General features: G+C 63.2%; 21 protein-coding genes. 10 read left to right on the top strand and 11 right to left on the bottom strand.

Annotation, left to right across the window (positions count from 1 at the left end; translation table 11 throughout):
- Positions 1 to 139: 139 nt before the first annotated feature.
- Entirely contained in the window at positions 140 to 961 is an 822-nt protein-coding gene (locus A3AI_RS0126765) for an IclR family transcriptional regulator (RefSeq protein WP_024518539.1), read from the bottom strand.
- Between the two features lie 103 nt (positions 962 to 1,064).
- Between A3AI_RS0126765 and A3AI_RS0126760 the strand changes: the two genes are divergently transcribed.
- Together A3AI_RS0126760 and A3AI_RS0126755 are read left to right on the top strand one after the other, a co-directional pair.
- A complete protein-coding gene (locus tag A3AI_RS0126760; RefSeq protein WP_024518538.1) occupies positions 1,065 to 2,309 on the top strand; it encodes an acyl-CoA dehydrogenase family protein in 1,245 nt (414 codons plus the stop codon).
- Positions 2,310 to 2,353: 44 nt separating this feature from the next.
- Positions 2,354 to 4,303, top strand: a complete 1,950-nt coding sequence (locus A3AI_RS0126755; protein ID WP_024518537.1) for an alkyl/aryl-sulfatase — start codon at positions 2,354 to 2,356, stop codon at positions 4,301 to 4,303.
- A 120-nt stretch (positions 4,304 to 4,423) separates the two neighbouring features.
- Here A3AI_RS0126755 and A3AI_RS0126750 read toward each other — a convergent pair whose 3' ends face one another.
- From A3AI_RS0126750 to A3AI_RS0126730, 5 genes are read right to left on the bottom strand one after another with little or no spacing between them, the layout of a single operon-like run.
- On the bottom strand, positions 4,424 to 5,128 hold the full coding sequence (locus A3AI_RS0126750) for an ABC transporter ATP-binding protein (protein WP_024518536.1): 705 nt from the start codon (positions 5,126 to 5,128) through the stop codon (positions 4,424 to 4,426).
- Positions 5,121 to 5,873 carry an ABC transporter ATP-binding protein gene (locus A3AI_RS0126745; RefSeq protein WP_024518535.1) on the bottom strand — a complete coding sequence of 251 codons (753 nt, stop codon included), beginning with the start codon at positions 5,871 to 5,873 and terminating at the stop codon, positions 5,121 to 5,123. The genes A3AI_RS0126750 and A3AI_RS0126745 overlap by 8 nt, the downstream gene beginning before the upstream one ends.
- Entirely contained in the window at positions 5,870 to 6,868 is a 999-nt protein-coding gene (locus A3AI_RS0126740; RefSeq protein WP_024518534.1) for a branched-chain amino acid ABC transporter permease, read from the bottom strand. The genes A3AI_RS0126745 and A3AI_RS0126740 overlap by 4 nt, the downstream gene beginning before the upstream one ends.
- Entirely contained in the window at positions 6,868 to 7,737 is an 870-nt protein-coding gene (locus A3AI_RS0126735; RefSeq protein WP_036049672.1) for a branched-chain amino acid ABC transporter permease, read from the bottom strand. The genes A3AI_RS0126740 and A3AI_RS0126735 overlap by 1 nt, the downstream gene beginning before the upstream one ends.
- 18 nt (positions 7,738 to 7,755) lie before the next feature.
- A complete protein-coding gene (locus tag A3AI_RS0126730) occupies positions 7,756 to 9,015 on the bottom strand; it encodes an ABC transporter substrate-binding protein (protein WP_024518532.1) in 1,260 nt (419 codons plus the stop codon).
- Positions 9,016 to 9,190: 175 nt separating this feature from the next.
- Between A3AI_RS0126730 and A3AI_RS43465 the strand changes: the two genes are divergently transcribed.
- A complete protein-coding gene (locus A3AI_RS43465) occupies positions 9,191 to 9,997 on the top strand; it encodes a GntR family transcriptional regulator (RefSeq protein ID WP_024518531.1) in 807 nt (268 codons plus the stop codon).
- An 8-nt stretch (positions 9,998 to 10,005) separates the two neighbouring features.
- On the opposite strand, the gene A3AI_RS0126720 is transcribed toward A3AI_RS43465, so the two are convergent.
- Entirely contained in the window at positions 10,006 to 11,076 is a 1,071-nt protein-coding gene (locus A3AI_RS0126720) for a glycosyltransferase family 4 protein (RefSeq protein WP_024518530.1), read from the bottom strand.
- A gap of 330 nt (positions 11,077 to 11,406) precedes the next feature.
- Between A3AI_RS0126720 and A3AI_RS0126715 the strand changes: the two genes are divergently transcribed.
- The 4 genes from A3AI_RS0126715 (at position 11,407) to A3AI_RS0126700 (ending at position 17,392) form a co-directional block, all read left to right on the top strand.
- On the top strand, positions 11,407 to 13,170 hold the full coding sequence (locus A3AI_RS0126715) for an ABC transporter ATP-binding protein (protein ID WP_024518529.1): 1,764 nt from the start codon (positions 11,407 to 11,409) through the stop codon (positions 13,168 to 13,170).
- A gap of 161 nt (positions 13,171 to 13,331) precedes the next feature.
- Entirely contained in the window at positions 13,332 to 15,542 is a 2,211-nt protein-coding gene (locus A3AI_RS0126710) for an amylo-alpha-1,6-glucosidase (protein ID WP_024518528.1), read from the top strand.
- Between the two features lie 71 nt (positions 15,543 to 15,613).
- On the top strand, positions 15,614 to 16,066 hold the full coding sequence (locus A3AI_RS0126705; protein WP_024518527.1) for a PRC-barrel domain-containing protein: 453 nt from the start codon (positions 15,614 to 15,616) through the stop codon (positions 16,064 to 16,066).
- A gap of 18 nt (positions 16,067 to 16,084) precedes the next feature.
- On the top strand, positions 16,085 to 17,392 hold the full coding sequence (locus A3AI_RS0126700) for an MFS transporter (RefSeq protein ID WP_024518526.1): 1,308 nt from the start codon (positions 16,085 to 16,087) through the stop codon (positions 17,390 to 17,392).
- A 15-nt stretch (positions 17,393 to 17,407) separates the two neighbouring features.
- Here A3AI_RS0126700 and A3AI_RS0126695 read toward each other — a convergent pair whose 3' ends face one another.
- The 4 genes from A3AI_RS0126695 to fixL form a co-directional block, all read right to left on the bottom strand.
- The gene (locus A3AI_RS0126695) at positions 17,408 to 18,106 is read right to left on the bottom strand and encodes a helix-turn-helix domain-containing protein (RefSeq protein WP_024518525.1); all 699 of its coding nucleotides are present in this window, start codon (positions 18,104 to 18,106) and stop codon (positions 17,408 to 17,410) included.
- Positions 18,107 to 18,191: 85 nt separating this feature from the next.
- Positions 18,192 to 18,653: a response regulator transcription factor gene (locus A3AI_RS0126690; RefSeq protein ID WP_024518524.1), complete on the bottom strand. Its 462-nt coding sequence runs from the start codon at positions 18,651 to 18,653 to the stop codon at positions 18,192 to 18,194.
- A 43-nt stretch (positions 18,654 to 18,696) separates the two neighbouring features.
- Complete coding sequence (gene fixJ / locus A3AI_RS0126685) at positions 18,697 to 19,314, bottom strand: response regulator FixJ (RefSeq protein ID WP_024518523.1); 618 nt, start codon at positions 19,312 to 19,314, stop codon at positions 18,697 to 18,699.
- 3 nt (positions 19,315 to 19,317) lie between these two features.
- Positions 19,318 to 20,838 carry a sensor protein FixL gene (fixL, locus tag A3AI_RS0126680; RefSeq protein WP_024518522.1) on the bottom strand — a complete coding sequence of 507 codons (1,521 nt, stop codon included), beginning with the start codon at positions 20,836 to 20,838 and terminating at the stop codon, positions 19,318 to 19,320.
- Between the two features lie 214 nt (positions 20,839 to 21,052).
- On the opposite strand from fixL, the gene A3AI_RS0126675 reads away from it, so the two are divergent.
- The 3 genes from A3AI_RS0126675 to A3AI_RS43460 all read left to right on the top strand — a co-directional run.
- Entirely contained in the window at positions 21,053 to 21,886 is an 834-nt protein-coding gene (locus tag A3AI_RS0126675; RefSeq protein ID WP_024518521.1) for a universal stress protein, read from the top strand.
- Between the two features lie 48 nt (positions 21,887 to 21,934).
- Positions 21,935 to 22,360, top strand: coding sequence for a CBS domain-containing protein (locus A3AI_RS0126670; protein WP_024518520.1), 426 nt, complete (start codon positions 21,935 to 21,937; stop codon positions 22,358 to 22,360).
- A gap of 206 nt (positions 22,361 to 22,566) precedes the next feature.
- A partial coding sequence (locus tag A3AI_RS43460) for a cbb3-type cytochrome c oxidase subunit I (protein ID WP_036049552.1) occupies positions 22,567 to 22,999 on the top strand: 433 nt, incomplete at its 3' end.

Below are 22,999 nucleotides of genomic sequence, written 5' to 3'. Positions count from 1 at the left end.
CGCGCGATGCGGCTCTTGTTCAGTCGCGCCATGAAAGGCTAAAGCATGATCCGGAAAAGTGTGTAGCGGTTTTCCGAAAAGATCATGCTCAATCAGAGACCTGAAGCGCGATGACGATTCAACCAAATCTCATCGCGCCTTAGACCGGAATTCGTTCGTCGTTTGCCACCAGCGAGCGGATGCTGCGGGCGAGCCCCAGGATGCGCGGTGCGCATTCGCGCTCGATCTGCTCGGCGCTGAAGCGAAACGAGGGAATGCCGCAATTGACGGACAGGCAATCGCCCGCCGGTGTTCGATACAGCGGCGCGGCAACGCCAAAGATTTCGCGGCGCCATTCGCCGAGCGAAATGGCAAAGCCACGCTCCCTGCAAAGCGCGATATCGGGAAGCGTCCGTTTCTCGACATAATCGGCCTCCTGCGGCCGCTCAGCTCTGACGCGCTTCACATAGGCGTCGAGTTCATCGCTGGTGAAGAGCGAGAGCAGCGCGCGTCCGACCGCGGTCGGCGCCAGCGAGCTGGAGAAGCCGACATCTGGCACATGTGGAACGGCATCGGTGGTGCGCAGCGTTTCGATATAGATGAAGTCGAGGCCGAACGGCATCGCGATCGAAACAGTGCCCCCGGCATAGGCGGCAAAATCGCGCATCAGGGGACGCGCCGTCTGCCGCACCTTGATGGCCGAGAGCAGCGGATAGGCCATCGCCAGCACCCCGAGCCCGAGCTGAAAGCGTCCCTTCGCGTCGCGCTTGAGATAACCGAGTTGCGCCAGAGTGTATGTCAGTCGCGACACCGTCGGGCGTGACAGGCCGGTACGAGTTGCGAGATCGGCATTCGACAGCTCGCTGCCTGCCGTTTGGAACGCAGCCAGAATGTCCAGCCCATGCGCCAGCGTCGTTGCGAAGGACGGATCGTCGGCAACGGTCCGGGCAGTGGTTGGGTTTTGGAGGGAACCTGCAGCCATACGATAAATATCAGGCTAGAAATGCCAAAATGTCAATATATCGAAACAGAGTTTGCAATGTGTATCAATATTCGGTTAGATGGCCCTCCTTGAGGGAGGAAACATGGATTTCGAGCCGTCGGCGCGTTCCGAAGCCTGGCGCAGGAAGCTGCAGGCGTTCTTCGATTCCGAGGTGCTGCCCCGTCACCGCGCCTGGCTCGACCATGTCGCGGTCGAACGCGGGAGTGCGCCTTTCGTCACCGAACTGCAGGCGAAGGCGCGCGCGAGGGGCCTGTGGAATCTCGCTCTCCCTGAACTCGCCTCCGATGAGCCGGGCACGCGGCTCTCCAACCTCGACTATGCGCCGCTTGCCGAAATCATGGGCCGGCTGTTCTGGGCGCCGGAAGTCTTTAACTGCCAAGCGCCCGACGTTCCCAACATGATCGCGCTGCAGAATTGCGCGACACCCGCGCAGAAGCAGCGCTTTCTCAATCCACTGCTCAACGCCGAGACCCGTTCGGCGTTCGGCATGACGGAGCCGGATGTCGCCTCATCCGACGCGACCAATATCGCCACGCGGATCGTCCGCGACGGTAGCGACTACGTCATCAGCGGGCGCAAATGGTTTATCACCGGCGCCGCGCATCCGCAGTGCAGCTTCCTTATCGTGGTTGGCGTCACCGATGGAGGGGCGGAGCGCACGCGGCGGCATTCCTGCGTCATCGTGCCGATGGATGCGCCCGGCGTGCGTCTGGTGCGGAGGCTGCGCTGGATGGGCTGCGAGGACCATGTCGCGCCGATCGGCGAACTCATTTTCGACAATGTCCGCGTGCCCCGCGAGAATCTGCTTGGCGCTGAAGGCGAGGGCTTCAAGGTCGCTCAGATCCGACTGGGGCCTGCGCGCATTCACCATTGCATGCGCTCGATCGGGTTGTGCGAACTCTTGATCGAGCTAATGATGGTGCGGGCTTCCGAGCGTTCGGCCTTTGGCCGCCCGGTCATTCAATATGACACCGTGCAGCGCTGGATCGCCGAATCCCGCGTCGAACTCGAGCAGGCGCGGCTGCTCTGCTACCGCTGCGCCTGGCGGCTCGACCAGGCCGGCCATCACGGTGCATGGCGCGATGTGTCGTTGATCAAGCTCGCGGTGCCCGCAATGCTGCAGCGGATTGCCGATCGCGCGATGCAGGTGTTCGGTGCCATGGGCGGCTCGGAGGACACACCGATCCACCAGGCGCTTGCCTGGGGGCGGCTGTTGCGGATCGGCGATGGTCCCGATGAGGTCCATCTGCGGCAGATCTTCAAGATGGAAGCGATGCCGCGATGGTCGATCGCCAATTCGCCCTATCTCGCAACGCATCCCGCGTGAACCGTCCACTTTTTTTATTCGCTGTCCTTCAAGGGAGAACGCGTATGAGCACGTCAGCAACCGGCGAAGCCCCCGCCAAGGAAACGCCAAAGGCCGCCTCGCACGCGGTGATTGCGCAGCACGAGTCCATGCTCAAGGCGCTGCCGTTCGGCGACACCGCCGATTTCGACGATGCCGCGCGCGGCTTTCTCGGCACCATCGAGAACGCGAAGATCACCTCGAGCCAGGGCAGGGTGGTCTGGAGCCTCGAGCCCTACGGTTTCATGTCGGAGGCCGTGGCGCCGGCGACGGTGAACCCGAGCCTGTGGCGGCAGGCGCGGCTCAACATGCATCATGGTCTGTTCGAGGTGGTGCCCGGCGTCTACCAGGTGCGCGGCCTCGACATCGCCAACATGACGCTGATCGAGGGCGACAGCGGCGTCATCGTGGTGGACACGCTGACGTCGATCGAGGGCGCGCGTGCCGCAATGGAGCTCTACTTCAAGCATCGCGGTCGGCGGCCGGTCGCGGCCGTGATCTTCACCCATACCCATACTGATCATTGGGGCGGCGCGCGCGGCGTGCTGACCGACGACGTGCTCGCTGGCGGCAAGGTGCCAATCATCGCGCCGAACCTGTTCATGGAGCACGCGGTCTCCGAGAACATCATCGCGGGGCCGGCGATGCTGCGCCGCGCGCAGTACCAGTTCGGGCCGTTTTTGGCCAAAGGGCCGCGCGGACAGGTCGATTGCGGTCTCGGCAAATCGATGGCGGCGGGATCGGTGGCGCTGGTGCGCCCAACCGACCTCATCATGGAAACCGGCGATAAACGCACCATCGACGGCGTCGCATTCGAATTCCAGATGGCGCCGAACAGCGAGGCGCCGGCCGAGATGCATTTCTACATTCCGCGTTACAAGGTGTTGAACCTCGCGGAGAACTGCACGCATAATTTCCACAACCTGCTGCCATTCCGTGGAGCGGATGTGCGCGATGCGCTTGCCTGGTCGAAATATCTTGATGAGGCGTTATCGCTATGGGGCGGCAAGGCGGAGGCGATGTGCGGCCAGCATCACTGGCCGGTGTGGGGACGCGAACGCATCGACACCATGATCCGCCAGCAGCGCGATCTCTATAAATTCGCGCACGACCAGACCATTCGTCTGATGAATCATGGCCTGACGGCAGCGGAGATCGCCGAAACCATCCGCCTGCCGAACAGCCTGGAAGGTGCCTGGCATGGTCGCGGCTATTACGGTCACATCCGGCACAATGTGAAGGCGATCTACCAGAAATATCTCGGCTGGTATGACGCCAATCCCGTCAATCTCGATCCGCTGCCGCCGGTCGAGGCGGGTAAGAAATACGTCGAATACATGGGCGGCGCCGATGCGCTGCTGGCGCGGGCGCGGGCGGATTTTGCCAAGGGCGAATTTCGCTTTGTGGCGCAGGCCGTCAGCCATCTCGTCTTCGCCGATCCCGACAACCAGGCCGCACGCGCGCTGCTTGCCGACACGTTCGAGCAGCTTGGCTATGCCGCGGAAAGCTCGACCTGGCGCAACGCCTATCTGTTCGGGGCGCAGGAGTTGCGGCAGGGCCTGCCGAAGGCGCCGCCGCGTCCGCCGATGCCGCGCGAGACGCTGGCAGCGCTGCGCACCTCGCAATTATGGGATGTGCTCGGCGTGCGGTTGAACGGGCCGAAAGCGGAAGGCAAGCACATCGTGCTGAACTGGACGTTCAGCGATACGAATGAGAGCTTCGTGCTTACGCTGGAGAATTGCGCGCTGACCTATCGCGAGGGAACGAAGTCCGAAGCGGCCGATGCGAGCTTCACGCTGGCGCGCGCGACGCTGGACGAGGTGATCGCCAAGCAGACGAGTTTTCCCGAGGCGGTAGCGGCTGGAAAGATTGCATTCACGGGCAATGCGATGCGGTTGGCCGAACTGATGGCGCTGATGGACGAATTCCCGCGGATGTTCGAGATCGTCGAGCCGAAGCGGACGGTAGTGACTTGAATCGTCATTCTGGGGCGATGAAGGCATCGAACTATGGTGCGCAATTACGCACCTGAGAATCCCGAGATTTCCAGGTTCGGTCCTGTCGGTCCGCCCCCGAATGACAGCGCAAGGTTGAGCTCAAATCCCCAGATACGCCGCCTGCACCTGCCTGTTGTTGGCAAGATCCTCGCTGTCGCCGTGCATGATCACGCGCCCGCTCTCCAGCACATAGGCCCGGTCGACCAGGGACAGCGCGCGGCTGACATTCTGCTCGACCAGCAGGATCGCCGTGCCCATCTTGTGGATTTCGGCGATCTTCTCGAATGTCACGTCGGTCATGACCGGCGCCAATCCCAGTGATGGCTCATCCAGCATCAAGAGCCTTGGCTTCAGCATCAAGCCGCGGCCGACGGCCAGCATTTGCTGCTCGCCGCCGCTCATCGTGCCCGCAAGCTGACGCTTGCGCTCGGCAAGGCGGGGGAAGATATCGTAGACGAGCTCCATGGTCCTGGCACGCTCGGCCTTGGCCCTGGGCACGAATGCACCGATCTCCAGATTCTCCTGCACCGTCATTTCCGGGAAGACCTGGCGTCCTTCCGGCACATGGGCAATGCCGAGTTCTGGAATTTTGTGCGGTGGGAGCGAGCCGACATCGACGCCGTCGAAGCTGATCGATCCCGACGCTAGCGCCACAAGCCCCGAGATCGCGCGCAGGGTCGTGCTCTTGCCGGCACCGTTGGCGCCCAACAGGCCGACGGCTTCGCCGGCATTGATGTTGATGGAGACATGCGAGATCGCGGGCACCGAGCCATAGGCAGCGCTGACGCCCTTCAGCTCAAGCATGGGGGCCTCCGCCGGCCGGTGCGTGAACGTAGCCGGAGCCGAGATAGGCACGAACGACCTCGGGATTTTCCACGATGTCCTTCGGCGCCCCTTCCGCGATCTTCTGGCCGTGGTCGAGCACGACGATGTGGCGCGCGACCGCCATGATCGCGCGCATCACATGCTCGACAATGACGATGGTCAGGCCGCGCTGCGACAGCTTGCCGACCAGCGCGACCGCCTGGTCGATCTCGGCCGGATTGAGCCCGGCCATCACTTCGTCCAGCAGGAGGATGCGCGGTTGCGTCGCGAGCGCACGTGCCATTTCCAGCCTGCGCTGGTCGATGGTGGTGAGATCCTTGGCCGGCGTATTTTCGCGCGAAGACAGGCCGACGAAATCGATGACTTCGCGCGCCCGCTCGCGCGCGGCGGCGACATGACGGTCGCGCAGAAAGGCGCCGGTCATGACATTGGCAAGCACCGTCATGGCGCCGAAGGGCTTTGCGACCTGGAAGGTGCGGGCGAGACCTAGCGCGCAAACGTCGTGCGGCTTCAGACCCACGACCTCCTGCCCGAACGCCTTGACCGAGCCGGAATCGGCGCGGTGGAACCCGGTGATGAGATGGAAGCTCGTGGTCTTGCCGGCTCCGTTCGGCCCGATCAGCGCCACGGTCTCGTTTTCCTTCACGGTGAAACCAACGTCCTGCACGGCGCGCAAGCCGCCGAAGCGCTTGCTCAAGCCCTTGACCACCAGCGCGTCGGTCATGGCGATGTCCTCACCTGCGCTGGCTTCTGGTCGAGATGGCGCCGCCGGGCTTCATTGAACAGGCTGATCAGCCCGGTCGGACGCCATAGGATGATCGCCATCAGGATCAGGCTGTAGACCGTGAGCTGGATGCCGCCGGTGGAGGAGCCGAGCCAGCTCTGCAGCAGCGTCGAGGTGGTTTCGAGCAGCACGGTTCCGATCACCGGACCCCAGAGGGTACCGATGCCGCCGACAATCGAGACCAGCGCGGCCTCGATCGATATGTTGAAGCTGAAGGCCGTCGCGGGATCGATGAAGTAGATGTACTGGACATAGAAGGTGCCGGCGAGCGCGGTGAGGAAGGCGCTGATCATGTAGATGTCGCGCTTGATGCGCGGCGCATTCACGCCGATGGCCTCCGCCGCATCCTCGTCCTCGCCGATGGCAACAAGATAGTAGCCCATCCAGGAGCGCTCGATGCGCCAGGTGACGAAGAGGGCGAGCGCCAGCAGGCCGGCTACGACATAATAATAGGACGCCTTGGTCTCGAACTGCAGCATCAAAGGTGCGCTGCCGAGATTGGGAATGGTTGTGCCTTCGGCGCCCCAGGCAAAATCACGGAATTTCAGGAAGATCAGCATCAAGGCTTGCGCGGTCGCGATGGTAGCAATGGTGAAATAGGGACCGCGCAGGCGGAAGCAGAGCCAGCCGATCGGCAGGCTCGCAATCGAAGCAACGATGCCGCCCGCGACCATGCCGATCCAGGGTGAGATGCCGAAATCGATCTGCATGATGGTCGAGGTGTAGGCACCGAGCCCGAAATAGGCGGCATGTCCCAGCGAGAGCTGTTTCGCGTAGCCGCCCATCAGGTTCCAGGCGACACCGATGAACGAGAACAGCAGGATGCGGATGAAGATGTCGAGCGCGAACGAGCTCTTCACGACCTGCGGCAGCGCGAGCACAACCAGGGCGAGCGCGGCGAGCGCAAGCCATTTCCATTTGCCGATATCCGACACTAGCGCATTCTCCCGCCGCCGAGGCCCTGCGGCCTGAACGCCAGGGTCAAGAGCAGCATGGCGAACACCACGATCAACCCGGAATCGGCGCCGACGAACTGGATGCCGAGCGATTCCGCCACCCCCATCATCAGGCTCGCGACCAGCGCGCCCAGCACATTGCCGAGCGTACCCAGCACGACGGCGACAAAGGCCATCAGCACGAACACCTGTCCGACAAAAGGGTAGGCCGAATAGAACGGCATCAGGAGCGAGCCGGCGGCGCCGGCGAGCGCGAGCGCCGCGCCAAACGCGACGCAGAACACACGGTTGGGGTTGATTCCCATCAGCGTCGCGACGTCGCGGTTCTGCGATGCAGCCCGCATCGCCTTGCCGAGGTCGGTCGTATGCAGGAACGCCCAGAGCGCGCCGCTCAGCCCCATCGCCACGGCGAAGGCGATCAGCTTCGCTTCCGGAACGTAAAACCCGCCAAAATGAAAGGCCTCGTCCGAATACGACGTATGGACCGTGCGATAATTAGCAGTGAACAACAGCAGCGCGAGGTTCAGCAGCAGCAGCGACAGCGCGAAGGTCAGAAAGATCTGCGGCATGTCGTTCGGGCCGAGCACCCTGCGGATCAGGAAATGCTGGACCAGCACGCCGATCACGAACAGCACAGGCATCGACACCAGGAGCGAGACGATCGGGTCGACACCGAAATAGGTGGCGAGGAAATAGCTGATATACATCCCGATCATCACGAATTCGCCCTGGGCGAAGTTGACGATCTTGACCACGCCGAAGATCAGCGTCACGCCGATGCTGACGAGCGCGTAGATGCCGCCGATAAGCAGGCCGTTGATGACGGCCTGGGCCACTGTCTCCAGCATTTTGAAACCTTGCCCAGCTCAGCTCTTGATCAGGGGAGCGCGGGCCTCGTCCTTGGGGAAGACGCTGGCGAGATCGCCGTTCTGCCACTGCACACCCACGGGGCGACCATAGATGTTCTTGCCATCGGGGCCGAATTTCACCTTGCCGCCCGGCGCCATCGCCGCGTAGCCCGAGGAGACGTCTAGCGTCGACAGCGCCTCGCGCACCTTCTGCGGATCGGCGGAGCCGGCTCGCTCCAGCGCATCCGCCAGCATGAAGGTCTGTGCCACCAGGCCGCCAGCATATTCGAACAGGAAATCGCCGGTGCGCTTCTTGAACTCCTCGTTCACTTTCTGGGCATTGGCGTCGATGTCATGATTCCAATGCGCCACGCCCTGCAGGCCTTCGGCCAGCTTGCCGACGTTCTTGTAGAAATCCGGCATCACGAAGCCGCCGGAGCCGCCGTTGATGGCGATGTTGAGCCCGACCTGCTTCACGGTGCGTACGATAAGGATGAGATCGTTGAGATAGGAGACCGAGAACAGCATGTTGGCGCCGGAGGCCTTGACCTTGTTGATCAGGGGGCCAGCGTCGGTGAACCCGGCCGAGTAGGGCTCGAACATCACGATCTCGACGCCTTCACCCGGCGCAAGCTCCTTCAGCCCGTTCGACGTCGAGGTGCCGAAAGCGGTGTTCTCGAAGATGACGGCGACTTTCGGCTTGTCGGAGACAAGCTTCGACATCTGCAGCTGGGCTTGGGCGAACTGCGAGGCGCGTGCAAACGGGGTGAAGGTGTAGCTGCGGCCCTTGTTGAGCTGGTCCGAGCTCGAGCCGGTGATGATCGGCACCTTGGCGCGCTCGCAAACTTCGCTCGCGATCAGGGTGAGCGCGCTCGCATAGCAGCCGTGAATGGCGGACAATTTGTTGCCGGTGATGAGGCGATCGGTCTCGGTTCGGGTGACAGTGGTGTCGCTCTGGACGTCGGAGATGATGAGGTTGAGCTTGGCGCCGCCGAGCGACTTGATGCCGCCGGCTTCATTGACCATCTCGACTGCAAGCTTTGCGGCAGCCGCGCAGCCGACGCCGATCTGCGCCATGCTGCCCGTGGTCGGATAGAGCGCGCCGATATTGACGGGTTCAGCTGCATAGCCCCGCAACGGAATCGCCCCGAATGCGCTGGCCATGACCGCGCTGCCGGTCTTGATGAGGAATTTGCGGCGGCCGTACCGCTTCGAGAGCAGGGGATGCGTGCCGCTGCTCTCGCGATCGGGGACGGACCTGTTGCGTGGCTTCGTCATGCCGTTTCCTCCGCTGTTCGGATCTATCGCGGGTCTCGAACCCACCGTCCGCTTTGGACCGAGCGTAGCCCCTCCCAGGATTGTTTACAATATAGTTTGCAATATTATGATGGCTTGGAGACATGCCGCTTGCGCCGCGTCCCGCGGGGCGACGCGCTGACCGGTCGGAACGATCATGGCCGCAAAGCCGCTCAAGCCAATGCCGCTCAAGCCAACAAAGGCAGGCGCGGCGACGACCGCCGCAATCAAGGTGGGCGTTCGCGGCGCGGAGACCTCTGCAGACAAACCGGCCGTCGGCGCTCCGAGCCCAGGGCGCGGACTTGTCCCAGCCGAGATGATCGCTCGGCGCATCGAGGAAGATATCGTGCTCGGGCGGCGCCATCCGCGCGAGCGGTTGATCGAGCAGGATCTTTGCGATCTGTTCCAGACACATCGCGGCGACGTGCGGCTCGCGCTGTTCGAGCTGGTTCGCAAGGGACTGATTGAGCGCATCCCCAATCGCGGCGCGATGGTGCGCGGGCTGGCGCCGCAGGAGGTGCGCGAGATCTATGCTGTCCGCGAGGAGCTCGAGGTGATGGCGGTGAGCGTCATCCCGTTCCCGGTGGCTGCGACTGATATCAGCCGGCTCGAGGAGCTGCATCGCGAACATAGCGCAGCGGTGGCCGCAGGCGACCTGCTCACCGTGTTCTACAGCAATCTACGGTTTCACGAGGCGTTGTTCGGTCTGTGCGGCAATGCCTGCCTGATCGAAACCATCGATCTGTTGGCACACAAGGTGTATGGCATTCGCTTCTATGCCAATGCCTCGCCGCAGTCGCTCGACCGGGCGCGCCGCGATCATCTGGAGATGATCAGGGCGCTGCGCGCCGGCCGTCGCGACGAACTGATTAAGCTGACGCGGCGGCATCTGAAACCCTCGCCCGAGGCCTATATCAAGGCCTACGAGCAGCGTTTCGGCAAAGCCTCTTCCGCGGACGGGTAGGCGGAGATCTATTCCGCGCTGCTCACCAGCTTGATCCGCGGCTCCGTCGCCTCGGTCAGCTTGCGATAGGCCGCCAGATAGTCCAGTGCCATGCGCCGCGCCGTGAAACGTGTTTCGAAGCGCTTCCGGATCGCCGGCCGCGATAGCTGGCCGAGCCGCCCCACGCAGGCGACCGCACTCGTCTCGTCCTCGACGATGAATCCGGTCAACCCGTCCTCGATGATCTCGGACACCGAGCCGCGGTTATAGGCGATGACTGGCGCGCCGCAGGCCATCGCCTCGATCATGACGAGCCCGAACGGCTCGGGCCAGTCGATCGGGACGAGCAGTCCGAGCGCGCCGCTCAGGAAATCGGATTTTTCGTGGTCGGAGATCTCGCCGATATAGTCGACCAGCGGATTGCCCGTAATCAGCGGGCGGATCAGCTCCTCGTAATAGTCCTGGTCGGCTCGGTCGACCTTAGCTGCGATCTTGAGCGGAATGCCGCAACGCATGGCGATCTTGATCGCGCGATCGACGCCTTTTTCGGGCGCGATACGACCAAGCACGGCCAGATACTCCTGCTTGCAGGGGCGCGGCGTCAGCAGATTTTCCGGCAGGCCGTGGTGAATCGTGGTCACCCAATTGGCTTGCGGCACCGGGCGCCGCTGCGCGTTGGAAATCGAGATCACCGGAATAGATGAGAACGTGTTGAACACCGGCTGGTGCTCCGGCAGGTCGAGCCGGCCGTGCAGCGTCGTCACGAGCGGCGTCGGCTGCCGTTCGAACAGCGACCACGGATAATAATCGAGGTGGAAGTGGAGGAAATCGAGTTCCTCGTCGTCACATTTCCGTCGCACCCGCTCCAGCATCACCATGTGAAGGGCATTGGGGTCGCGTACGGAACCGTCGAGGCGCAGCGCCTTCGGCCAGGTCGCGTCCAACTTCGCGGAGGTCTGGGAGTCGCCGCTCGCAAACAAGGTCACATCGTGGCCTAGCGTCACGAGTTCCTCAGTCAGCCAATGCACCACGCGCTCGGTGCCGCCATAAAGCTTTGGTGGAACAGCCTCCGTCAACGGAGCAACCTGCGCGATGCGCATCTCACTTTCTCCTGTTTGCGATCATAGAAGAGCCAGCCCCCTCGTCGGCACCGGCGTGCCGTCAGGGGAACGTTCCCGCATCTGCGAGGTTCCATTCAGCAAGCTTACTTCTTCGACATCCTTGTGCACCTGCCTTCTTCATGACCAAAGCGGCGATCAGATGTCTGCTCTGCTCTGCTCCCGCTTGATCGGACCGGCGCTGTGCACGAGAAGGGGCAGGAACCGGATCGGCCTGTCAGTCGTTCACAGAGTTGGGGAACGTGGACCGCTGAGGGCTTACACAAACAAATCGGCCTCACAGAAACAATCGACCAGGGGTTTGGCATTCCAATGGATCAGCTTTCAGGATACGCGCACCGCCCTTTTCCGTTCGTGTTGCGCTATCTGCGCCGCCGTCCGGCCTCTCATCTTGCTATTTTGGCGGCTGTCATGGCCGCCGTCGCCTGTTCCGTCGGAACCCAATATGGCGTGAAGTCTCTGGTCGACAGCCTCGCGGGCGGACCTGACCACGCGGGAAGCGTATGGCTGGCATTCGTCTTTCTCATGTCGCTCATAGCTGCCGACAATTTTCTGTGGCGGATCGCGAGCTGGATTGCGAGCTTCACCTTCGTCGGCGTCACAGGCGATCTCCGGCGCGACATGTTTCGCCATCTGACCGGGCATGCCCCGAGCTATTTCTCCGACCGCTTGCCGGGCATGCTGACGAGCCGGATCACGGCGACGTCGAACGCCGTCTTCACGGTCGAGAACATGTTCGTCTGGAATGTGTTGCCGCCGTGCATTGCCACAGTTGCGGCAATAGCCCTGATTGGGACTGTAAGCCTGACCATGTCACTGGTCATGATCGTGATCGCCGGTGCCATGGTGTTCGCGATGTTCCGGCTGGCTGCGGCGGGCAAACCCCTGCATGACGATTTCGCCGACAAGGCTGCCGTTGTCGATGGCGAGATGGTCGATGTCATCAGCAACATGCCGCTGGTCCGCGCATTCTGCGGGATCGCCCATGAGCATCAGCGCTTTGACGCAACCGTGGACCGGGAACTGGTCGCGCGCGGGCGCAGCCTGCGGTATTTGGAGAAGCTGAGGCTCACTCATGCCGCGGTGACAGTGATGCTCACGATCGGGCTGCTAGCCTGGGTCATCACGCTCTGGCAGAAGGGTGGCGCTACCACCGGCGATGTGGTGCTGGTCTGCACGCTCGGCATTTCCATTCTCAGCGCCACGCGCGATCTTGCGGTTGCGCTGGTGGATGTCACCCAGCACGTCGCACGGCTGACCGAAGCGATCGCGACGCTGCTGCTGCCGCACGATCTGCGCGATCACCCTGAGGCCGAGCCACTGGTGAAGAGCGGCGCGGCGATTGCCTTCAACAACATCAATTTCAAATATCCGGGTGGGGATACCCTATTCGAGCGATTCAGCCTGCGGCTGCAGCCCGGCCAGCGCGTCGGGCTGGTCGGTCAGTCCGGCGGCGGTAAATCCACGCTGTTCGTGCTGTTGCAAAGATTCTACGACCTGCAGCATGGCAGCATCACCATCGATGGCCAGGACATCGCGCGGGTCACCCAGCAAAGTCTGCGCGAGGCGATCTCGGTGGTGCCGCAGGACATCTCGCTGTTCCACCGTTCGATCCTTGAGAATATCCGCTACGGCCGGCCGACCGCCACCGATGACGAAGTGCTGCGTGCGGCGATTTCAGCGCGTTGCGACTTCGTTGAGACCTTGCCCGAGGGGCTCGACACCATGGTCGGCGACCGCGGCATCAAGCTGTCGGGCGGCCAGCGTCAGCGCATTGCGATTGCGCGGGCTTTCTTGAAGGATGCACCGATCGTGCTGCTGGACGAGGCCACCGCCTCGCTCGACAGCGAATCCGAGGAGGCGATCCGCGAGGCGCTGTCGCGCCTGATGCGTGGTCGCACCGTGATCGCGATTGCTCATCGCCTCTCGACCTTGCGCAATTTTGATCGGGTGGTGGTGCTCAAGGCCGGAAAGATCATCGAGGATGGGTCGCCGGATCGCCTGATGCAGGGGCAGGGGCCTTATCGGGAGCTGGTCACGCAGGAGCTGAGCCGGTTGGCAAAAGTCGCAGCCTGATTGCTACTTATGTTCGGGTTCGGTTGCGTTTGTCAGGGCATGATCTGGAAGAGTGTGGAGCAGTTTTCCTAATAGATCATGCTCAATCAAAAAATAAGGCGCGACGACGATGCAGCCTGATCTCGTCGCGCTTTGGCGCGTGAGGGCGGCACGAGGTCACTATGACAGCCGAAATCATCACCCAAACCATCGAGATGACTCGTTTGTCGGAGCCGATCGTCGTCGAGGAGCAGCCGTTCTACATTCCGATGACGGGACCGGCGTCGCGCCCGCGTCGGTCGCTCAAGCACGACGACACTTTCATTGTGCTCGACAGTCACGGCGATATCGGGGCCTCGTCGGGCGGACCCGACGGCCTGTTCAACTGCGATACGCGGTATCTGGCGCGGCTTGAATTGGTGCTCGATGATGTGCAGCCCCTGTTGCTCGGCTCGAATTTGCGCGATGACAATTCGGCGCTGACGATCGACCTCACCAATCCCGACGTCTATCAGCAGGATCGCATCGTGTTGCCGAAGGACATGTTGCACATCGTGCGAACCATCTTCCTTTGGCAGGGAACGGCCTACCAGCGCATTGGTCTGCAAAATCATGGCGACCGCGTCGCGACTTTCGACCTGACGCTGCTCTTCGACAATGATTTTGCTGATTTGTTCGAGGTGCGGGGAGAGAAGCGGGCGCGCCGCGGCATCGGCTCGAGCAAGCTCGCAGGGCCCGCCGACGTGCTGCTGGAATATCGCGGCCTCGACGGTAGCAATCGGCGCACCTCGCTGCATTTCGATCCACGGCCGACGCGGCTTTCAGTCAACGCTGCGACCTATCGGTTCGAGCTCGCTCCGCATCAATCCAGGTCTCTGTTCGTGGCCGTCGGCTGCAACAGACCCGCTGCGTCCATGCCGGCCCGATTCTTTCCGGCCCTCCTGGCGCATCGGCGCGAGATGCGGACGTCAACCACCAACGCCGCCAGCATCGAGACGTCGAACGATATCCTCAACGAGGTGCTGTGCCAGGCGATGGCCGACCTCAACATGCTGATGACCGAGACGCCGCAGGGCCGATATCCCTATGCCGGCATTCCCTGGTATTCGACGACGTTCGGCCGGGACGGCATCATCACCGCGCTGCAGATGCTGTGGGTCGACCCGCGCGTGGCGCGCGGCGTGTTGCGGCGGCTCGCATATTATCAGGCAAAGGAAGTCGATCCGCGGGCGGATGCCGAGCCGGGGAAGATTCTGCACGAAATGCGCGGCGGCGAAATGGCCGCGCTGCGCGAGGTGCCGTTTGCGCAATATTACGGCAGCATCGATTCGACGCCTCTGTTCGTGCTTCTGGCCGGCCTCTATGTCGAGCGGACCGGAGACGAGGAAACGCTGACCGAGTTGTGGCCCGCCATCGAGGCGGCGCTGAACTGGATCGACGTGTCAGGCGATCGCGACCGTGACGGCTTTGTCGAGTACCAGCGAGCGACGGAGAAGGGGCTCGTCAACCAGGGCTGGAAGGACTCCTTCGATGCTGTCTTCCATGCCGATGGCAGGCTCGCGGAGGGAAGCGTCGCGCTGGCCGAAGTGCAGGGATACGTGTTCGCCGCCAAGCGGCTCGCAGCACGTTGCGCGTTGCGGCTTGGCAGGCGCGAGATCGCCCAGCGGCTGGAGCTTGAAGCGCATCAACTCGCGGAGCGCTTCGAGGAAAGCTTCTGGTGCGATGACCTCGGTACCTATGCGCTGGCGCTCGACGGGGACAAGCGGCCCTGCAAGGTGCGCAGCTCCAATGCAGGCCAGCTTCTGTTCAGCGGCATGGTGCGCGACGACCGCGCGCGGAAAGTCGCCGCCGACCTTTTGCGGCCGCATTTCTTCACCGGCTGGGGCATCAGAACCATCGCTCATGGCGAGGCCCGCTACAATCCGATGTCCTACCACAATGGCTCGATCTGGCCGCACGACAATGCGCTGATCGCGCTGGGATTGGCACGCTACGGCCTGAAACATGCTGTCGAGCATGTGTTCAAGGGCCTGTTCGACGCGGCAAGCTATATGGATCTTCGCCGCTTGCCGGAACTGTTCTGCGGCTTTCGGCGCGAGAAGAATCGCGGGGCGACGCTGTATCCCGTCGCCTGCGCGCCGCAGGCCTGGGCCAGTGCGACGCCATTCACGTTGCTGGAGGCGGCGCTTGGTCTTGAGTTCGACATCGGGCGCAGCGAAATCCGGCTGCGCAATCCACATTTGCCGGCCTTCCTCAACGAGGTGGTCCTGCGCGATCTGCAACTGGGGCCTTCGAGCGTGGACTTGAGAATACGGCGCCACGGCGAGGACGTGTCGATGGAGGTGATGCGCCGGCGCGGGAAAATTCAGGTTTCCATCGTGCTGGCGCATTAGAGTCTGCGAATTACCTAAGACTCAACGCGCGACCTTCAGCGGAAGGAGGAAAAATGCGCCGAACACTCTGGATGCTGCTGCTGGCCGTTGCCTTCACCGCGTCGGCGTCGCAGCTTTCGTATGCGGACGATCAGTCCCAGGCCAAGGCGCCTGCCGCCGCCGACGAGCATACGCCGCCGCCTTCGGTCACCATCATCGGCCCCAAGGATGCACATGGCGTGCTGGGCCGTGACGTACGGAGCCCTGCAAATGAGGATATGGGGCATATCGTCGACGTCATCGTCGATCGCACCGGCACCGTGCGGGCGGCGGTGATCGACTTCGGCGGCTTCCTCGGCGTCGGCAGCCGCAAGATCGTGGTGGACTGGAACGCGCTGCATTTCGGCCGCATCACCGAGAATGGTGAGTCCATCACGCTCGAACTGACCAAGGCACAGGTGGCCGCGGCGCCCGAATACAAGGAGGACAAGCCGATCGTGGTGCTGGGCGCAGCCGGCAACCTGCTCCCCCTGGACGATCACTGAGCGAGGCCGGGCGTGGTGATGCACTTGTTGCATTCGCTCGACCCTAACAGCCGCGACCCGTCGCCGGGCGCGGGCAAAGCGGGTCCGCGTCCGCCGGGCCCGGAGTTTCGCCTCCTGCCGACGCCGTCGCGGCAGAGTCTGCGCGGGCTCGACTGGTTCATCTTCTTCCTTGCCGACGTCCAGACCGGGTTCGGTCCGTTCATCGCGGTCTATCTGACCACCCAGAAATGGACGCAGGCCCAGATCGGCCTCGTGCTGTCGATCGGCGGCATCGTCGGCCTGATCGGCCAGATGCCGGGTGGTGCGATCGTCGACGCGGCCCGGTCGGAGCGGCTTGTTGCGGGGCTTGCGATCGCGACCATCGGCTTTGCCGCGCTCGGCTATGCGGCGTGGCCGATATTCCCTGTGGTAGTGATAGCTGCGACGCTGCATGCGGCGGCAAGCTGCGTGTTGGGGCCGGCGATTGCCGCGATCAGCCTTGGCCTGGTCGGACCCTACGCAATCGGGGAGCGGCTCGGCCGCAACGCCCGCTTTGCTTCGCTGGGAAACGGCGTCGCAGCGGCGGTGATGGGTACGGCCGGCTATCTCGTTTCCAGCCGCTCCGTGTTCCTGGTCACCTTCGTGCTGGCCATACCGACCTTGCTGTCGCTCGCGAGCATCCGGGAGAACGAGGTCGACGTGGCGCGTTGCCATGGCGCGCTGCCGCGCGAGGCCGAGGAGGCCAGTGGCCAGGCCACCAGCATCGTCGCCCTGATGCGCCAGCGTCCACTGTTGATCTTCGCCGGCAGTATGGTGCTGTTACAGCTTGCGAATGCGGCGATGCTGCCGTTGATGGCGGGCGTCGTCACGACCCGGTCAAGCCAATGGGCGCCGGTCCTGATCGCGGCCTGCATCATCGTACCGCAGGCGCTCGTCGCGCTGATGTCGCCAACGGTCGGCGCGAAGGCGCAAACATGGGGACGGCGGCCGATCCTCTTGATCGGCTTTGCCGCGCTGACAGTGCGTGGGCTGCTGTTCTCCCTGGTGCACGATCCCTATCTGCTGGTCGCGGTGCAGGTGTTTGACGGCATCACCGCCGCCGTGTTTGCCGTGATGGTGCCGTTGATCGTGGCCGATGTCGCATTCGGCACCGGCCATTTCAATCTGGCCCAGGGCATTGTCGGCACCGCAGTCGGAATCGGCGCATCGCTCTCGACGGCGTTGGCCGGCTATATCAGCGACAAGCTCGGCAGCAGTGTCGCCTTTATGACGCTTTCCGCGATCGGCGCGCTCGGCCTTGTCCTGATCGCGCTGCTCATGCCGGAGACACGACGCCGCGCCTATTGAGGGAAAAGCCGCCTCTTACGCGTCCATGTTGCGGAGGCGCTGACGGTTGCGCAGCACGATCTGCCGCGCGCCGGAGAAGCCGAGAACCCCCTGGGCGTGAAGCTGGGAGAGCACGCGGGAGACCGTCTCGAGCGTCAGGCCGAGATAGTCGCCGATGTCGCGCCGGCACATCGGCAGCGCCATCATGCTGGCGACCGCGAGCCTGCGGTCCATTTCCAGAAGGAAGGTCGCGACCCGCTCCATCGCCGTTTTGCGGCCGAGCAGGAGCATGTGGTCTTCGGCGTGGCGCAGCTCGCTCGCCGTCATGGTCCAGAGCTTGCGCGCGATCTGGACGTCGACCTCGGCCGCTTGTTCGAGGCTGTTGCGCTTCACAAGCCGCACCGTCGTATCGATGATCGCTTCCGTGGCAAGCCGGTGTGTGGCGCCGGACTCGAGCCCGAAGACATCGCCAGGAAGATGGAAGGCGCCGATCTGCCGGCGTCCGTCGGAGAGCAGCTTGTAGCTCCGCACCGCCCCGGTGACCATCTGGTAGACATATTCCGCCGGTTCGTCCTCGCCATAGATCTCCTCATCCTTGCGGTAGGTGAACTCGCTCGCCACAAGGCCGGCATGACCTGTGATCAACGCGAAAGGATCGGTCGCGGCTGGAGATCTGGCCGGAACCTTGTTGCCGATCACGACGGTGTTGAGGGTGTTCAGCGAGGGGTTCAGCATTGGCCATCTCCTGTGCGGCGGATGGCCTTTCGTACGTGTGATCCGCAATTCTGAAAATTTCGGGCGGTATCTTAAGTAGGTTCCCCTACGTAGATTGCCGGAGGTCGGGCCCCGGGAGCCGGGGAGAGGTAGAGCGATGTTCCTCGATAGCACCGCGGATGCCCTTGATCAGGCTGTCGTCGAGCAGGGGCTTGCGCATGACGTGCTTGACGCCCGCGGCTTCGGCGCGCGCCGCGATATTCTTGTCCGGATAGCCCGTGATCAGCACGACGGGGGCATTGATTCCGCGGCATCTGAGCTGCGCGATCAGGTCGATGCCATTTATGTCGGGCATCTTGTAGTCGATCACGAAGCAATCGACGTCACTGGAACAGGGCGCGTTCAAAGCCGCCCCGCCGCTCCGGAAGGCGCGGACGGAAAAGCCGTCCGTCTCCAGCAGGAAGCGTAGCGAGCCGAGCACGCCAGCGTCGTCGTCGACCACGCAGATTGTTGGCCTCGCGGCAGACGACGTCACAGCGGGTGCAGTCTGTGAGCCGATCTGGAACATTGCTCTTTGATATCAGCCTGGAAAACGGCGATATTGACGTAGCTCAATCGTTGAGCAGGCCGGCGCGCATGGCGAGCCGTACCAGCTCCGAGAGGCTGTTGGCCTGCATCTTCGTCATCACATTGGCGCGGTAGACCTCGATGGTGCGTGGGCTGATGTCGTATTCCCTGGCGATCAGCTTGTTGGAGAGGCCGGCGATCAGCCCATCCATGACCTGACGCTCGCGCGGGCTCAAGCTGGCAATCCGCGCCGCAATGTCCTGCGTGACCGCCTCGTTACGGGCGGCCGGCCCGGCCTGGCGAAGCCCGCCCTCGATCATCGCGATAAGCCTTTCGTCCTCGAACGGCTTTTCGAGAAAATCGACCGCGCCGAGCTTCATCGCCTCGACCGCGAGCGGCACGTCGCCATGTCCCGTCATGATCAGGATCGGAAACCTGTTGTTGGCCGCCTTCATGCGCTTGAGCAACTCGATGCCGTCGATCCCCGGCATGCGCACGTCCGAGACGACGCAACCGAATTCGAATTTCGGCAAAGATTCGAGAAAGCTAGTTGCCGTCTCGAACAGCGTGACCCGGAAGCCCGCCGAATCCAGCAGGAAGTGCAGTGAATCGCGCATCGCCTCGTCGTCGTCGATGACGTAGACGTTCCCCTTTTGAGACATCTCTCAACTCTCGTTTGGCGCCGCCGGCAGGGTGAAGCGGAAAGTCGCGCCCCCCGCGGCATTGTTTTCGGCCCACATCCTCCCGCCATGGGCCTCGATGATGGAGCGGCTGATGGAGAGCCCGACACCCATGCCGGTCTCCTTGGTGGTGAAGAAGGTCTGGAACAGGTTCGCCAGCACGTCGTCCTGGAAGCCGGTGCCGGTGTCGGACACCTCGATCTCAATCATGTCGTCCGCCACCCTGCTGTTGGTGGCGACCAATTCGCGCCGCTGCGACTGCGCCATCGCATCGAGCGCGTTGCGAAACAGGTTGACCAGCACCTGCTGGATCTGGACCCGGTCGGCGAGGACGAGATCGGCCTGTGGGTTCAGGCTGAAGCGGAGCTGCACGTTCTGCTCGCGCGCGCCGGCAAGCCCGAGCGCGCCTGCTTCCTCGATCAGCTTGGACAGGCTTTCGACGCGCTTCTCCGATTCGCCGCGCGCCACGAAGTCGCGTAGGCGGCGGATGATCTGGCCGGCACGCAGCGCCTGCTCGGCGGCGCGGTCCATGGCGCCTTCGATCTTGGCTGTGTTGGGATCGGCGCTGCCGGCAAGCAGCCGGCGCGAGCCCTTCATGTAGTTGCTGATCGCAGCGAGCGGCTGGTTGAGCTCATGCGCCAATGCCGAGGCCATCTCGCCCATGGCGCTGAGGCGCGAGACATGGACCAGTTCGGACTGCAGCTCCTGCAGCCGCGCCTGGGTCTGCTGGTGCTCGGTGAGGTCGCGGACGAAGCCGGTGAAATAGGGCTCGCCGTCCGATTCCATCTCGCCGATGGAGAGATGCATCGGAAAGGTGGTGCCGTCCCGCCGCTTGCCGGTAACGATCCGTCCGATGCCGATGATGTGGCGCTCACCGCTCGAACGGTAGCGCGCGATATAACTGTCGTGCCGGCTGCGATCGGGTTCGGGCATCAGCTCCTTCACGTTCCTGCCGACCGCTTCCGCCTCGGAATAGCCGAACAGCCGCTCCGCCGCGGTCGAGAACAGCTGGATGATGCCATGGCCGTCAATGACGATCATGGCGTCGGGCACCGTGTCGAGGATCGAGCGGAGATGGCTCTCCCGCGTGCGCAGCGTCTCCTCGAGTTGCTTTTCCTCGCCGATGTCGAGAAAGATGCCGCTGAGATGGCGCGGCTTGCCTGCCTCATCCTTGATGATCCCGGCGCGCGCGCGGATCCATTGTCCACGCCCGGACGCGCCCGGCACCTTGAACGACACGTCAAGGCCGCCAGCACCGGCCGCGGCTTTCCGGATGGCTTCGTCCGTGCGCTGTCGGTCCTTCGGGTCGAGCAACGAGAGAAACAATTCGTAAGTGACTTCCTGGCCCGGCGGCGCGACACCCAGCAGGGTGCCGGCGGCCTCGGACCATTCCAGCTCGTGCGTGGCGAGGTCGAGATCCCAGGTGCCGACGCCAAACCCCTCGATCCTGAGGCGGAAATGCTCATGCCCAAGGGCATCGGCGGAATTTTTGACAATGCTGGTCACGTCCGGATTTCGTCTCCATCTAGCCCTCGGTCGCCAGCCGGCCCCATAATTTCGCGCAATGCGCCTTTCCACGCAAGCTGCGGCAGCGCAAGACGCCGGTCAATGAAGCATGTGCCCGTACAGCCACCCGGCTCGGCGTATTTGATCTAGCTCAGCCCGGCCGTCCAGCGAAAGGCCTAGACTGAGGCTTGCAGCATTCGCCGCGGAGAGAGGTATGACAATCGCAACCGTCATGGTTTGCCTGTCGCTTGAACAGTCCAATCGAGCCCGCATTGAGGTAGCAGGCCAGCTCGCCGAGCGGTTCGGTGCGGGGCTGGTCGGGATTGCCGCGGCGCAGTTTGCTCCGCCGCTCTATTTCACGGACGGCGGGCAGGCGCAAAGCCTGATCGAGCAGGGCGAGGCGGCGATCAGGAACCGGCTGGGCGAATTGGAAGCGCAATTCCGCCACGCGACGAAGAATCGGGCCGCTTTCGTCGAATGGCGCGGTGCGCTGGATTTTCCGGCACGCTTTATCCTCAACGAGGCGCGTTGCGCCGATATCGTCGTCAGCGGCGGGCACAGCCCCGCTTTTTCCGACTCCTTTGCACTTGCGAGCGCCAAGGACCTGATCATGCAGGCCGGCCGTCCGCTGCTGGTCGTGCCTGATTCTGCCGATTGGCTCGACCTGCGCAGTGTGCTGGTCGCCTGGAAGGACACGGCGGAGGCCCGGCGATCCATTACCGATGCGCTACCGCTGCTGCGGCTCGCCAGGGAGGTGACCGTCGCCGAAATCCTCGAAGACGGCGACGGCCGGGCCGCAGTGGAGCGGAGCGTCGGCGACGTTGTCGCCTGGCTTGCGCGCCACGGCATCGCCGCTTCCCGGCGGGTCGATGAAGTCAGGCGGGAGGGCGGGGCCAGCGCCGCGCTCGACGAGATCGCCGGCGGCGTCGGGGCCGGCCTGATCGTCGCCGGGGCCTATGGGCATTCGCGTTTTCGCGAGTTGATTCTCGGCGGCGTGACGCAGCGGCTGATCACCCAGTCTACGCGTTGCGTGCTGCTGTCGCATTGAAGCGATCACAGTGAGAGCTTGCCGTCAAAGCAACGAAGGGATGCCGACATGTACAGATTTCTCGAGCAAACGGCCGGACACTACATGACGCGCACGGTGACGACCGCCGGTCGCGATCTGACGATTCGCGAAGCAAACGACATGTTCGAGCGCGACGACTTCAACAGCTATCCGGTGCAGGAGGAGGGGCAGGTCGTCGGCATCGTCACCAAGTTCGACCTGTTGAAGTGCTTTGCCTTCACGCCCAACCAGATGATACCTCGCTACGCCGATCTGATGAGCCGGACCGTCGGCGACGTGATGACGTCTGACTTTATATATGTGCGCCCCGAAACCCGGCTGACTCGGGTGCTGCAGCTGATGGTCGAGCATCGTCTCCGTAGTATTCCGGTCATGGACGGCGACCAGAAGCTCGCCGGCATGATCGCGCGCGAGGACATCCTCAAGGCGCTCTCGGAAACCGCCGACCACTGAGCCGTCGTCCTCCCACTGTATCGTTGCGGTCAATTCATGGTCCGTCGCGTCCGCGCGCGGCGAGGCGAATGATCTTTGGCAGATGGAGCCTGCGCGCGAGATGGTCATGCGATTTGTCCACTGCGCAAAGCACGGTTGATCTCGATCAATGAGCATATTGTCGCAGCGTGGTTGTTGGCCAGCGTGTCTTTCCAGCGAGAATCCGCATGAGCCAGCCCTCGAGTTCAAAAGCGATGACCATCGGTGAAAGCGGTCTGGCGCTCATCTTCGCCGCCACCGCCTTTCTTTGCCTGATCGGCGCGGCCAAGGCAGTCGATGCGCCCTTTGCCTTCCATGCTTCCCTTGCCGCCGCCGCCAGCGTCGCGGCAGTGTTCGCCATCCTCAACCGCTATTTCGATCGGCCCGCCGCGCTGCCGCCGAAGGAGATCAACGGCCGGCCGAATTACAATCTGGGGCCGATCAAATTCGCGACNGTCATGGCGATGTTCTGGGGCATTGCCGGATTCCTGGCCGGCCTCGTGATCGCCTCGCAGCTGGCGTGGCCCGCGCTCAACTTCGACCTGCCATGGATCAGCTTTGGCCGGCTGCGCCCGCTACACACCTCGGCGGTGATCTTTGCCTTCGGCGGCAATGTCCTGG

The sequence above is a fragment of the Bradyrhizobium sp. Tv2a-2 genome (assembly GCF_000472425.1).
GTDB lineage: Bacteria > Pseudomonadota > Alphaproteobacteria > Rhizobiales > Xanthobacteraceae > Bradyrhizobium.
The sequence above is the reverse complement of the archived record's forward strand: the minus strand, read 5'-3'. Positions and strand labels throughout refer to the sequence as shown.